We start from the raw sequence: 13,306 nt of genomic DNA on the forward strand, positions 1-13,306 counted from the left end.
AATTTAATATCCTATTGTAGTATAATTCCTTTTTTAATATTAATCAATTCAAAAACATCAAATTTTAATTGGTTTTGGTTTCCACTAATAGGTTGGGGAATGGGATTATTTTTTCATGCTATAGAAGTTTTTGGTTATGGAAAAAATTGGGAAGAACGAAAGATTAAAGAAATTCTAAGAAAAGAAAATCTTCAAAATAAAAAATGGGATTAGTAAAATGGTGTAGTAATAATTTTTAAATAAAATTATAAAAAAATGGAAAATTTTAATGATGATTTTCAACGTTATGAAAAAGCAAGGAAAAAAGTAAAAGAAATCAAAGATTTTTACTCACATCTTATTTCTTATTTATGTATAAATACTTTTTTCATTTGTATAAATCTAAAATATTCATCAAATCATATTTGGTTTTTTTATCCAATGCTAGGTTGGGGGATAGGCTTGTTTTTTCATGGTTTAAAAGTTTATGACTTTTCTTTTATGAGTAAGAATTGGGAAGAGCGAAAAATTCAAGAACTCATAGAAGAAGAAAAAAAAAGAAATAATAATAAATAAACAAAAAGAATGGAAACTAGAGAAGAATACAAAAAAATAAAACATTTTGTCCCTACAAATGAAGAAGAATCTCGTTATTTAGAAGCTTATAAACAAGTAAAGAAAATAAAAGGATTTTATACCCATTTAATAATATATATATTTATTAACACAATACTTTATATAGCAAATATTCAAAACGTAAAAGAGAATGAAAGTTATTTAGAATGGCATTATTTTTACACAGCATTCTTTTGGGGAATAGGTTTACTTGCACATGGATTATCCGTGTTTTTACCTAATATGATTTTAGGCTCTAGGTGGGAACAAAAAAAAATACAAGAATTAATGAAGCAAGAGCAACAAAATCAAAAGCAATGGAATTAATCTATAAAATATATTTAAAATATGAATATCATAATTATAGAAGATGAAAAGCCATCAGCACGTTTATTGCAACGTAAAGTAGAAAAATTAGGACTACTTGTAAATCAATTATTACATTCTGTTGAAGAAGCAATACATTGGTTTCAGAATAATCAACACCCCGATTTAATTTTTTTAGATATTCAATTATCAGATGGTTTATCATTTGAGATCTTTGAAACAATTGATATAAAAAGTGCTGTTATTTTTACAACCGCTTATGATGAATATGCCTTACGTGCTTTTAAATTAAATAGTATTGATTATCTATTAAAACCCATTGATGAAGACGATTTAGAAAAAGCTATTCATAAGTTCAAATCTCGTACATCAACTCTACAAAATCTTTCGTTAGATTTTGATATGATTAGACGTATGTTGGTAAATCCCGTTGAAAAAGAATACAAAAAACGTTTTACAGTAAAAATAGGGCAACAGTTAAAATTAATTGATATTCATGAGGTAGAATGCTTTTATAGTCAAGATAAAGGAACTTATTTACATACTTTAGACAATCGTGACTATCTATTAGAAGGCACTTTAGAACAATTAGAAAACGAACTCAATCCAGAAGATTTTTATCGCATATCTAGAAAATTTATTGTGCCTTTAAAATCAATTAAAGAAATTCAATTGTATAGTAATTCAAGATTAAAATTAATATTACCCTCTTATAAAGAGGATGAAATAGTGGTAGCTCGCGAAAGAGTAAATGATTTTAAAAATTGGATAGGTTAGTATAAAATTAGTACCCTAAAAACATCAAATTGGTGGATTATACAAGAGCTATAATTCAAGAAAAAATCATTTGTTTGCATATTTTAAAAAAAGAGGATTTAATCCGCTTGAATCATTTAATAAAGGAATCTAAAATATTCATACAGGATTTAAATAAAACAAAGACGTTCTAAAAAGCACTGTGCCCAAATAGCGTTTAACCCAGATTATGCGTTAGCCTTCCTGATGAAAAAGGAAAGGGGAAATAAGATAAAAATACACGATTTTTTTCGGAGCTATACTCTTACATTGAGGACAAAAAAGGGATCACTTTTTTAGATTCAAAATCATTTTTATCTGTAATAAATTTCTAATGCATAATCTGGGGTTAAATAAGAAGGAAACCTACTATTACAAAAATTAATCTTCCATAGCAAATAAGCGTTCGCGATATAATTTACCAATGGCCACTTGCAAACGTGTTTTGTAATCATCTACCAACCATTCACGATAGTTTTTGGTAGAATTGGCTAAACAACGGCAAAATATTTTCACTCTATATTCAATGTCTTCTGCAAGATATTTTGCTAACTGCTTGGCTTCATTTAATTCCTCCGCATTATCTACACACATACTCGCGTGATTTAGGATAGAATCTTCAATAACTACTTTTGGGCGCAAATTTTTAGCAATTGCTTTGTTGAATTCTTCTTCTATATCAAATTCTACATTTAAAGTGTTTTTAAATCGTTCACGGACATCAGCTGGCATTTCGTATTTAAAATAACGTTCAATTTCAGAATCACTACGTAAATTTTCAATATAGTATTCAGGTGTTTTAAAAATATGTTGCCAATCGATAGGATCATCCCATAAACCAAATCGTGCGGCATTATTTCCTAAATCTATAATGCTAAATTCATGTTTATTAGGTAAACGTCTAGAACCGCGACCAATCATTTGAAAATAAAGAGTCAAAGATTTAGTAGCGCGGTTAATGATAATAGATTCAACAGTAGGTTCATCAAAACCAGTAGTCAAAATACCTACAGAAGTAAGTACCGCATTAGGTGTATATTTGAACCATTTTAAAATATCTTTTCGTTCCTCGGTGCTAGTTGTATTATCTAAGTGGCGTATGTCATAACCTGCCTTTTTAAAGGTTTCATATACATACAAAGAGGTATTAATTCCGTTGTTAAAAATCAAGGTTTTTTTACCTTTTGATTTTTCTTCATAAGCACTCAATAATTTCGATTGCATATCTAATTGGGAGTAAAGTTCATCCGAAGATTTTACTGTATAATCCCCATTAATCCCCACTTTTAGGCTTGATAGTGTAACGTCGTAACTATAAGTAGTGGCTTTTGCTAGAAACCCGTTTTCAATTAATTTTCTAATTGGATCTCCTACAATCAGTTCCTTGTAGTTTTCATACATAGGGAGTTCAATATTAGAACTCAAAGGAGTGGCAGTAACCCCTAATATGAAAGAATTTTTAAAGCGATTCAATAATTTTCTAAATGAATTGTAATGCGCCTCATCTATAATTACTAATCCTACATTGTCAATTTGTAATAAATCATCATTCAAACGATTTTTTAAAGTTTCTACCATAGCCACAAAACAAGAAAAATCATCTTGATCAGGTAAGTCTTTGACTTTCGAATTAATGATTTTGTTCTGTACGCCAAAATTATGTAACATTTTAGAAGTTTGTTTACATAACTCAATGCGATGCGTCAGAACTACTACCTTTTTTTGATGCGTTTCTATATAACGACGCACAATTTCAGAAAAGATAACCGTCTTTCCACCACCTGTTGGTAACTGGTATAAAAGGCGATAATTGGAAGAGGTGTTATCCATTCTATCAAAAATGGTGTTGATATCGCGTGATTGATAATCATAGAGTGTTTTCTTCTCCTCAAATACTGTTTCTATATCGCTTTGCATCATACCTTTTTTGAAATTTTTGCAAAATTACATTTAAAAAACTGTTTATAGATATTTTTTTTTAGAAATTAATTTTATATAAATTTTAACTTTTCAAAAAAACCATACGCTATAGTTTAGCAGCTAAACTTTGCTTTACTTTGCAAAAAACAATAAGTATACTAAGTATATTTTTTTTAAAATTAAAATAGATTTTTAAATGTTTAAATTCTTTCGAAATATTGCGTTACTAGAAGGTGTTTCTTATATTGTTATCATGTTAAATATGCTAATGATAAAACCATTTGATTTAGCTTTATATAAGTTGCTCTTATTCCCTGTGGGCATGAGTCACGGAGTTCTTTTCATTCTGTATGTACTTTTGGCATTTCTTTTGCAAAGACAGTTAAAATGGAATTTAAAAACAACAGTAATTATTTTACTGGCTTCTTTAATTCCTTTTGGAACATTTTATATAGAAAAAAAATATTTGAAATAATATGCTTGAAAAAACTGAAAAAATCTTCGGTTGGTGTTATAAGTTTTTTAAAAAATTAGATTTTAATGATACATTGGCATCCTATTTGGGGTTAGCCATTAATATTATAATTCTTAGTTTTATAGTTTATATAATCTACTTATTTTGTCGTTTTGTTTTAGTTACAGGAATGGCAGTAGTAGCTAAACGTACTAGAACAAAATTTGATGACTTGCTGATTTCTAACGAAACAGCAAAGTATATGTCGCATTTAATCCCATTAATTTACATTTATAAAACAGTTCCCATTATATTAAATGATTTTACTTCATGGGAAACAATTTTTGGTCGATTAGTAGGGGTTTATATTGTTCTATTAATCTTATGGATTACCAATTCCACATTAAAAGCTATAAGAGATCATCTAAAAACCAAAGCAGAGTACATAGATAAACCTATAGATAGCTACGTACAAGTTATTATGATTATGCTCTGGATATTGGGTATTATTGTAATTGTAGCTAAAATTTTTAATGTTAGTACCGATGCATTAGTTAAAACTCTAGGAGCCGTATCAGCTTTGATAATATTAATATTTAGAGATACCATTTTAGGCTTTGTGGCTTCTGTTCAAGTTTCAGCTAATGATTTGATTCGAATAGGAGATTGGATTACAATGGATAAGTTTGGTGCTGACGGGGATGTTATCGAAATAAATTTAACTACATTAAAAGTAAGAAATTTTGATCATACCATTACAACTATTCCTACTTATAGTCTTACTTCGGATAGTTTTAGGAATTGGAGAGGTATGATTAATTCGGACGGAAGACGTATAAAAAGACATATTTTAATAAAAGCCAATTCTATCCGATTCATACGAGAAGAAGAATTAGAAGAATTTAAAAGAATACAATTGATAAAAAGTTATATAGAAAAAAAACAAATTGATATTAAAAGACATAACTCATTACATGAAATAGATAAAAGCTTATCTATTAATGGAAGAAATCTGACCAATTTTGGTTTATTTAGAAAATATTTAACGAAGTATTTAGAAAATTATCCTGGGTTGAATAAAGAAATGATTTTGCTTTGTAGACAACTACAACCTACACACCAAGGCATTCCTTTAGAAATTTATGCGTTTTCTAACGATAAGCGTTTTGAAAACTATGAATACATAATGAGTGATATCTTTGATCATATTCTAGCCTCTGTAATTTATTTTGATTTGCAAATTTTTGAATTACCAGCAGGAAAAAACAATTTGGAATAATAATGACTAAATTCTATAAATCTTCATTTTTTAAAGAAGCAATTTGTTAATAGAATATAGATTTAACGAAATTTTAAACGAACGTTGTAAAACAAAAGAGTTTAATAAAATCCTAATGCGTATCTGGGTTATGCTAGACTGTTGTACAGCAAATACTTTGTTTGGAGTTTGTTGACCTAAAAATTAATAATACGGTGTGATTTTTAAATTACTTTTCGAGTAGATAGATGATTTTAGCCGCTAAATAACTAGTATTTGATTGTGGTAGTAGGAGAATGCCTATAAAATGAAGGAGCATTATTGTTTTGAGAGAAAATAAAAAAGAGGCTGTCTAAAATATTTAATTAATCTTAAGTCTTTCTTGAAATCTAAGAGATATAATTACCTTTTTTTGACAGCCCCGTTTTTTTAAAAAATTATTTACTTAAATTTTTCATTTCCTTTTCAATCATTTCATAAAACTGATCAATTTTAGGCATAATTATAATCCTTGTTCTTCTATTTTTAGAACGATTTTCAGGAGTGTCATTATCTACTAAAGGAATATGAAAACTTCTACCTGCTGGGATTAATTGCTTAGGATTTACACCTAAATCTTTTTCTAATACACGAACGATAGAAGTAGCTCTTTTTACAGAAAGATCCCAGTTGTCTAATAAAACAGTGTTTTTAATAGGTATATTGTCTGTGTGTCCTTCTACCATACATTCAAAATCAGGTTTACTATTAACTACTTTTGCAACTTTACCTAATACCCCTCGAGCTCTATCACTTACATCGTAACTACCTGATTTAAATAGTAAATTGTCTGCTATAGAAATCATAACAACCCCTTTTTCAACATTTATATTAATGTCTGGGTCATCTATACCTACTTCACGTTTTAGGCTTGTAACAAGTGCTAATGTTACAGAATCTTTTTTAGTTAGTGCATCTTGTAAACGATTAATTTTTAAATCTTTTTCTTTAATCGTTTCTAATGCCTTTTCTATATTTTGAGCTCCTTTTTGAGTTAAAACGGTCATCTCTTTAGAGCTATTAATCAAATCAGAAGTGTTTTTTCTTAAATTTTGATTTTCATTCTGTAAAGCAGTCAGACTAGCATTGAGTCCTGATTTTTCTTCTAAACAAGAATTTAATTTAATAGTTGCGGTATTTAAAAGGTCTTGTGTTTCTTTGTTTTTAGTTTCTAATTCAGCATACTTCTTTTTAGAAACACATGAAGTAGTTAAAATACCTAAAAGCGATAATGTTAAAAATGTTTTATTCATTTTAATTTAATTTTTGTATAGGTTAGCAAAAATTTTGCCATTCTTAATAAAATAACGATAAACAATAGAATTTATTTTGTAATAATCTTCTTTTTGATTAATAGTTCTCTTTTTTAAATATTTAAGGAGGTTAATATATAAATAATAATGCGCCTTTAAGACGGCCCAAAAATGCTTTGGTTTGAATTCAGTTAAAAACTTTATACCAGCTATACCATCTAATAGCATTCTTACAAGCAAGATAGGAATTAATTTTGATGTAGGAAGGTTTTTAGTCATCATCCATAATGAATTTCTAAAATTTAAAAATGTTTTTTGTGGAGATCCTGTTTTTAAGGTTGCACCTCCGACATGATAAACAGTAGAAAAACCACAATATTTAGCTTTATAACCTTTGTTAAAAGCTCGCCAGCATAAATCAATTTCTTCTTGATGAGCAAAAAAATCAGCATCTAATCCGTTCAGTTCCCTAAAAACTTCTTTTTTTATAAAGAAGCAAGCACCTGTTGCCCAAAAAATATCAATAACATCATTGTATTGACCATGATCTTCCTCTAAAGTGTCAAAAATTCTACCTCTGCAAAAAGGAAAACCGTAACGATCAATAAATCCTCCAGCAGCTCCCGCATATTCAAACAGGGTTTTATTTTTATAATCTAATATTTTAGGTTGTGCAATAGCAACTGTAGGATCTTTTTCAAACAAATCCTTAATGGGGATCAACCAATTTTTTGTTACTTCTATATCAGAATTTACTAATGCGTAAATATCTTCTTCAACATACTTTAAGGCTTCGTTGTAACCTTTTGCATAACCAAAATTTCCTGTATTTTCTATAATTTTGATAGAAGGAAATTCGTTTCTTATGAATTCCACGGAATGATCAGTAGAAGCATTATCTGCAACATATATAGTTGCTTCAGGAGAATACTGAATGACTGATGGAAGGAATTGATTTAATAATTTTTGTCCATTCCAATTAAGTATAACTACGGCAATTTTTTTCATATTTAGGGAGTTTGCTAAATAAGTTTTAATTTTTAGGTAAGTAAATACATGTTTTACAACTACAAAAATAAGCGTAATAAAAATTATACTATAAATATGTCTTTAATTATTATAAAAAAATAAAAAAGAATTGGATTTTTAGACATAAAAGGTTGGATTTTAGCACATAAAGAATACAAATATTTTCGATACAATCAAATAGAACTAAAAAAGTAGCTATTAGATAGATGTAAGTAATTTCGGTTTTTTAGAAAACAAAATTAGAAATAGCATAAAAGATAAAATCAATAGAGGAAATAAAATCACTTAAAAGATATATTCAGGAAGGTTGTTTAAAAAAATATATTTTTCGTTTTCAAAATCCATCGAACAAAAATAATGATTCAAACCGTTAGTGACCATTAGATGTTGAGCATTTAAGACTAAATTATAACGAGCTATTTGATCAAATGTTTGTTGTGTAATTGGTACCTCAGGTGCTTTACATTCTATTAATAAAAAAATAGACCCATTGGGTTGAAAAACAGCAATATCATATCGTTTACTTAAATCATTAACTTTAATTAATTTTTCAACATTAATACATGATTTTGGATATTTTTTTTCTTCTAATAAAAAACGAACTACATTTTGGCGAACCCATTCTTCAGGCGTAAGAACCACAAACTTTTTACGGATTTCATCAAAAATAGATATTTTATTTTCGCTATTTTTGAACCGAAATTGATAGGTAGGAAAATTTAAATTTATCATTTTCCAAAAATAGCTTTTTTAGTTTCAGGTTTCAAGTCATTTCTAAACTTTAAACCTGAAACTTTAAACCTGAAAAAAATGGATGAAGTACTAAAAATTATAAAAGATATAAAGGCAGGGATTATTAAACCTATTTATTTTTTAATGGGCGAAGAACCTTATTATATAGATAAAATTTCTGAATACATAGAACAAAACATTTTACAAGAACACGAAAGAGATTTTAATCAAACAATACTTTATGGTCGTGATGTGACAATAGAAGATGTTATAGGAAATGCCAAACGATATCCTATGATGGCAGATAGACAAGTGGTTATTGTAAAAGAAGCTCAAGAATTGTCACGTACCATTGATAAATTAGAAGCTTATGCTGAAAAGCCACAAGATACTACAGTTTTGGTACTTTGTTATAAATATAAAACATTAGACAAACGAAAAAAAGTTACTAAAGTTTTAGAGAAAAACGGATTAGTTTTTGAAAGTAAAAAGTTATATGAAAATCAAGTAAGTACTTGGTTGACAAGGGTTTTTCAGGGTAAAAAACTCCAAATAGAGCCCAAAGCAGTACAAATATTTATAGATTTTTTAGGAACCGATTTAAGTAGAATTGCTAATGAAATAGATAAACTTACTATAATACTAAAACAAGGAGAAGTTATCACACCTGCAATTATTGAAGAAAATATTGGTTTTAGTAAAGATTTTAATCCCTTTGAATTGCGAAAAGCAATAGGCGAACGAAACCAGCTTCAAGCATACAAGATAGCGGATCATTTTGCTCAAAATCCAAAAGACAATCCGATAGTTTTGACTATAGGTTTAGTATTTAGTTTCTTTTCGCAACTCTTACAATACCATGGATTAAAAGATAAAAACCCTAAAAATGTTGCCTCAGTACTAAAGGTAAATCCGTTTTTTGTTAAAGATTACGAGTTGGCAGCTCGAAATTATCCCATGAAAAAAGTAAGCGGAATTGTAGCAACACTAAAGGATATAGATTTAAAAAGCAAAGGAGTAGGAGCTACTAATCTTTCGCAACATGATTTATTAAAAGAAATGTTAGTTAAAATTTTTAACTAAATTTACGATATTTGCACTTTTAAAGTAATCTAAAATATTAAGTTTAAAATGAGTGTAGGAATGAATAAAAACACAGTTCTAGCATGGGCAACATTTATAATGATTGTTATGGGAATAATTTTAATAGGGTTAGGTATTTATCGTTATGCAGATGTAGCAGGATGGGGATTTAGTGCTGTAGGAATTGGCTTCTTTGCCAATGCGTGGGTTTTTAATGCTTTAAAAGGAAGAGTTTAAATTAGTAACCAGTCATAGTTTTTAGTGTTCAATTTTACTTTGAGTTCTAAATTCTAAAATTTTAAATTATATTATGTCAGACGATAAGAAAGTAATATTTTCGATGTCGAAAGTAAGTAAAACTTACTCTTCAACAAACAAACAAGTATTAAAAGATATTTATTTAAGTTTTTTCTACGGAGCTAAAATTGGTATTTTAGGTCTAAATGGTTCTGGTAAGTCATCTTTGTTAAAAATTATAGCAGGTGTTGATAAAAATTACCAAGGCGATGTGGTTTTTGCACCAGGTTATACAGTAGGATATTTAGAGCAAGAACCTCAATTAGATGAAGAAAAAACAGTAATAGATATTGTTCGTGAAGGAGCAGCAGAAGCTGTGAAATTACTTGAAGAATTTAATACGATTAATGACCAATTTGGCTTGCCAGAAGTTTACGAAAATGCAGATAAAATGCAAAAACTAATGGATCGTCAAGCAGAATTACAAGACAAAATAGATGCTTGTGGTGCTTGGGAATTAGATAATAAACTTGAGGTGGCAATGGATGCTCTTCGTTGTCCAGATGCAGATACACCAATAAAAGTGTTGTCAGGAGGGGAACGTCGTCGTGTTGCTTTATGTCGTTTATTATTACAAGAGCCCGATGTATTATTACTAGATGAGCCTACTAACCACCTAGATGCAGAATCAGTTCACTGGTTAGAACAACACTTACAACAGTACAAAGGAACTATTATTGCAGTAACCCATGACCGTTATTTCTTAGATAATGTGGCAGGCTGGATTCTTGAACTAGATAGAGGAGAAGGGATTCCTTGGAAAGGAAATTACTCTTCTTGGTTAGATCAAAAAGCCAAACGTTTAGAACAAGAAGAAAAAACAGAGTCAAAACGACGTAAGATTTTAGAGCGTGAGTTAGATTGGGTACGTCAAGGAGCTAAAGGGCGTCAGACCAAACAAAAAGCACGTCTTCAAAACTATGATCGTTTATTAAATGAAGACTCTAAACAATTAGAAGAAAAATTAGAATTATACATCCCTAATGGACCTCGTTTAGGAACGAATGTAATTGACGCTAAAAATGTAGCTAAAGCATTTGGGGATAAATTACTATATGATAATTTAAATTTTACTTTACCACAAGCAGGTATTGTAGGGATTATTGGTCCTAATGGGGCTGGTAAGTCAACTATTTTCCGTATGATAATGGGAGAGCAGCAAGCTGATTCAGGTTCATTTGAAATAGGTGAAACCGTAAAAATAGCATACGTTGATCAAACCCATAAAAATATTGATCCAGAAAAATCTATTTGGGAAAATTTCTGTGATGGACAAGAATTGATAATGATGGGTGGACGACAAGTAAATTCACGTGCCTATTTATCTAAATTTAACTTTTCGGGTAGTGAGCAAAATAAAAAGGTAGCAGCATTATCAGGAGGAGAACGAAATCGTTTGCATTTAGCAATGACCTTACGTGAAGAAGGAAACGTATTGTTATTAGATGAGCCTACGAATGATCTAGATGTAAATACTCTTCGTGCATTAGAAGAAGGTTTAGAGAATTTTGCAGGTTGTGCTGTAATTATTTCTCACGACCGTTGGTTTCTAGACCGTGTGTGTACCCATATTTTAGCTTTTGAAGGCGATTCACAAGTATACTATTTCGAAGGAGGTTTTACAGATTATGAAGAAAATCGTAAAAAACGCCTTGGCGATTTGGTACCAACAAGAATTAGATACAAAAAATTAGTAAGATAAAATTGAACTAATTTTATAACACCCCTAAAAACTAGATTTTTTAGGGGTGTTTTTTATTTATTGAAAACCGTATAAGAGAAAAAATAATTTTATAGTTAACAAACAATTAATTAGAAGAAAGCCTCTAAAAGACTTATTTATATTCTATGAAATTACGGTTATAAAAATCACTAGCTTTTCATAATTTTCTTTTATTCTGATTTGTTAATCACTTGAAACGATCTTAAGAGTTTCTTTTTTAATTGTTAGCAACTTTATTTTTGCTTATTTCTTTTATTAAAGTATATTTTATGCTTGATCCATCAGCGGGTGGATTTTCTACTTTTTCTTCTTTAATGATAAGTTCATATTCATTGCCTTGTTCGTATTTGAATCCTTCGATATTGCTATAGAAGTGTTCCCAATCTTTTTGATTTTTAGCCCATTTTACTTGTAGACACTGACTTTCCATTACTCCTGTGTTACAAGGTTTAGTTTCAGCCCCGATGAAAATAGTTTTTTCATCTTTATTAGTAGTATTACAAGAAATTAGTAAAAATGTAATGGTTGATAAAATTATTCGTATCATTTTTTTATTGTTTTAATGATTATAAATTAAATTGTATTCAAAAAAATATGTGGTGACAAAAATAGTAATTAATTGGAGTAATAATCAAAAGCATCAATTAGATCCAAATATACTCCATCAAAGTTAGCATCCAATATTTTTTTTAAATAAGAATTGTTATTTCCATAAATAATGCTTTGCCAGTTTTCGTCCCAATATTTTACTTTAAAATTACCTTTCCAGTCGGAATTTTCTTCATCTAACCAATTGGGTTTGTTAATAATCCAATTCGGTTGCCAATAATAACGGTAGCTTTCTGCTTCTCCAATTGACATGTATGAAATAACAAGTCTTTTTCCTCCGTTTTCTTTATTTTTTAGTCGGCTTATTTCAGAAGCTGTAAAAGGGACTCCTTTAAAAAATAAATCTGTTATGATTAAATCATAATTTGTTTTATTTACAGCTGCAATAAAATCATCTTTAGAACGAAAATGGGTAGGATTAATGATGTATAAGAAATTTTTTACATTATTAATATTAACAACATTTTCATCATTTTCTTGATTTATAGGATTAGGTAAGGGAGGAATAGAATTTAATTGAACCTCAGTCGTGGCAAAAGAGGTGTAATTATTAGTGTCGTTTTGTGAATAAGAATCGGAAATATCAGTATTGCTCGAACAAAAATCAATAACCAGAATTTTATTACCCGAATTTTTAGAAATATTGAGTAATTTTTTTAGGTACTCTGTTCGGTTATTAGGCGTGGCTTGATTGTCATTTTCAGAACTATAAAATAAATCTTCTTGTCCATTAGCATCAATAGCATCAAGATATGGATCATGGGGCGCTCCTAAATCGTCTCCTGTTGTTGAAACTAATTCGATGCCATTTTGAGGGATTACATAAAAATTGGGATTAATTGTTTTAGAGTATTTGCTAATATTAATTACAAATTCTCGCATTTTTTGTTTAAAATCAATCGGACCTTCGCTCTTCAAATTGGTTTGATCACTTTCTTTATTACAAGAACACAATAATGGTATAGCTGCAATGATTAAAGATTTTATTTTCATTTGATTAGTTTGTTTTATTTGTTCAATTTTTAATAGTATAAAAGATTTTTTTTGTAAGTTATATTAAAAAAATAAAATGATTTTAAATTTTGATAGTACCTTATATGTAAATTATTTATTAGTTTTTAAATTATGGTTTACTACTTTTTAACGCTAAATATAAAATTTTAGTGTTTAGAAAAAATCATTCTTAATAAAAA

Annotated in this window: 15 protein-coding genes; 9 read left to right on the forward strand and 6 right to left on the reverse strand. The window is 28.8% G+C overall.

The window, feature by feature from the left end; genetic code table 11:
• From B0A78_RS12645 to B0A78_RS12660, 4 genes are all read left to right on the forward strand, one after another.
• Positions 1 to 213: 2TM domain-containing protein (locus B0A78_RS12645; RefSeq protein ID WP_133065792.1), on the forward strand; the 213-nt coding region annotated here is incomplete at its 5' end.
• Between the two features lie 42 nt (positions 214 to 255).
• Positions 256 to 555: a 2TM domain-containing protein gene (locus B0A78_RS12650; RefSeq protein ID WP_014164692.1), complete on the forward strand. Its 300-nt coding sequence runs from the start codon at positions 256 to 258 to the stop codon at positions 553 to 555.
• 9 nt (positions 556 to 564) lie between these two features.
• The gene (locus B0A78_RS12655) at positions 565 to 921 is read left to right on the forward strand and encodes a 2TM domain-containing protein (RefSeq protein ID WP_014164691.1); all 357 of its coding nucleotides are present in this window, start codon (positions 565 to 567) and stop codon (positions 919 to 921) included.
• A 21-nt stretch (positions 922 to 942) separates the two neighbouring features.
• The gene (locus B0A78_RS12660) at positions 943 to 1,698 is read left to right on the forward strand and encodes a LytR/AlgR family response regulator transcription factor (RefSeq protein ID WP_014164690.1); all 756 of its coding nucleotides are present in this window, start codon (positions 943 to 945) and stop codon (positions 1,696 to 1,698) included.
• A 399-nt stretch (positions 1,699 to 2,097) separates the two neighbouring features.
• Here B0A78_RS12660 and B0A78_RS12665 read toward each other — a convergent pair whose 3' ends face one another.
• Positions 2,098 to 3,636 carry a DEAD/DEAH box helicase gene (locus B0A78_RS12665; RefSeq protein ID WP_065213532.1) on the reverse strand — a complete coding sequence of 513 codons (1,539 nt, stop codon included), beginning with the start codon at positions 3,634 to 3,636 and terminating at the stop codon, positions 2,098 to 2,100.
• Between the two features lie 196 nt (positions 3,637 to 3,832).
• Here B0A78_RS12665 and B0A78_RS12670 point away from each other — a divergent pair, with 196 nt between their 5' ends.
• Positions 3,833 to 4,111 (forward strand): DUF3817 domain-containing protein, encoded by a 279-nt coding sequence (locus B0A78_RS12670; protein WP_014164688.1) that lies wholly within the window; start codon positions 3,833 to 3,835, stop codon positions 4,109 to 4,111.
• 1 nt (position 4,112) lies between these two features.
• A complete protein-coding gene (locus B0A78_RS12675; RefSeq protein WP_065213533.1) occupies positions 4,113 to 5,369 on the forward strand; it encodes a mechanosensitive ion channel family protein in 1,257 nt (418 codons plus the stop codon).
• Positions 5,370 to 5,785: 416 nt separating this feature from the next.
• Here the strand turns inward: B0A78_RS12675 and B0A78_RS12680 are convergent, their stop codons facing one another.
• The 3 genes from B0A78_RS12680 to B0A78_RS12690 form a co-directional block, all read right to left on the reverse strand.
• Positions 5,786 to 6,640 (reverse strand): OmpA/MotB family protein, encoded by an 855-nt coding sequence (locus tag B0A78_RS12680; protein ID WP_014164686.1) that lies wholly within the window; start codon positions 6,638 to 6,640, stop codon positions 5,786 to 5,788.
• Positions 6,641 to 6,646: 6 nt separating this feature from the next.
• The gene (locus tag B0A78_RS12685) at positions 6,647 to 7,648 is read right to left on the reverse strand and encodes a glycosyltransferase family 2 protein (protein WP_014164685.1); all 1,002 of its coding nucleotides are present in this window, start codon (positions 7,646 to 7,648) and stop codon (positions 6,647 to 6,649) included.
• A gap of 306 nt (positions 7,649 to 7,954) precedes the next feature.
• On the reverse strand, positions 7,955 to 8,401 hold the full coding sequence (locus tag B0A78_RS12690) for a type I restriction enzyme HsdR N-terminal domain-containing protein (protein WP_014164684.1): 447 nt from the start codon (positions 8,399 to 8,401) through the stop codon (positions 7,955 to 7,957).
• 78 nt (positions 8,402 to 8,479) lie between these two features.
• On the opposite strand from B0A78_RS12690, the gene holA reads away from it, so the two are divergent.
• The 3 genes from holA (at position 8,480) to ettA (ending at position 11,483) form a co-directional block, all read left to right on the forward strand.
• Positions 8,480 to 9,484: a DNA polymerase III subunit delta gene (holA, locus tag B0A78_RS12695; RefSeq protein ID WP_077225211.1), complete on the forward strand. Its 1,005-nt coding sequence runs from the start codon at positions 8,480 to 8,482 to the stop codon at positions 9,482 to 9,484.
• Between the two features lie 48 nt (positions 9,485 to 9,532).
• Positions 9,533 to 9,721, forward strand: coding sequence for a CAL67264 family membrane protein (locus tag B0A78_RS12700; RefSeq protein WP_041253169.1), 189 nt, complete (start codon positions 9,533 to 9,535; stop codon positions 9,719 to 9,721).
• 73 nt (positions 9,722 to 9,794) lie between these two features.
• The gene (gene ettA / locus B0A78_RS12705) at positions 9,795 to 11,483 is read left to right on the forward strand and encodes an energy-dependent translational throttle protein EttA (protein ID WP_065213535.1); all 1,689 of its coding nucleotides are present in this window, start codon (positions 9,795 to 9,797) and stop codon (positions 11,481 to 11,483) included.
• Between the two features lie 238 nt (positions 11,484 to 11,721).
• Here the strand turns inward: ettA and B0A78_RS12710 are convergent, their stop codons facing one another.
• Together B0A78_RS12710 and B0A78_RS12715 are read right to left on the reverse strand one after the other, a co-directional pair.
• Positions 11,722 to 12,051, reverse strand: a complete 330-nt coding sequence (locus tag B0A78_RS12710; RefSeq protein ID WP_014164680.1) for a DUF4377 domain-containing protein — start codon at positions 12,049 to 12,051, stop codon at positions 11,722 to 11,724.
• A 68-nt stretch (positions 12,052 to 12,119) separates the two neighbouring features.
• On the reverse strand, positions 12,120 to 13,106 hold the full coding sequence (locus tag B0A78_RS12715; protein WP_014164679.1) for an endo alpha-1,4 polygalactosaminidase: 987 nt from the start codon (positions 13,104 to 13,106) through the stop codon (positions 12,120 to 12,122).
• Positions 13,107 to 13,306: the final 200 nt, after the last annotated feature.

This window comes from Flavobacterium columnare NBRC 100251 = ATCC 23463 (assembly GCF_002530675.1).
Taxonomy (GTDB): domain Bacteria; phylum Bacteroidota; class Bacteroidia; order Flavobacteriales; family Flavobacteriaceae; genus Flavobacterium; species Flavobacterium columnare.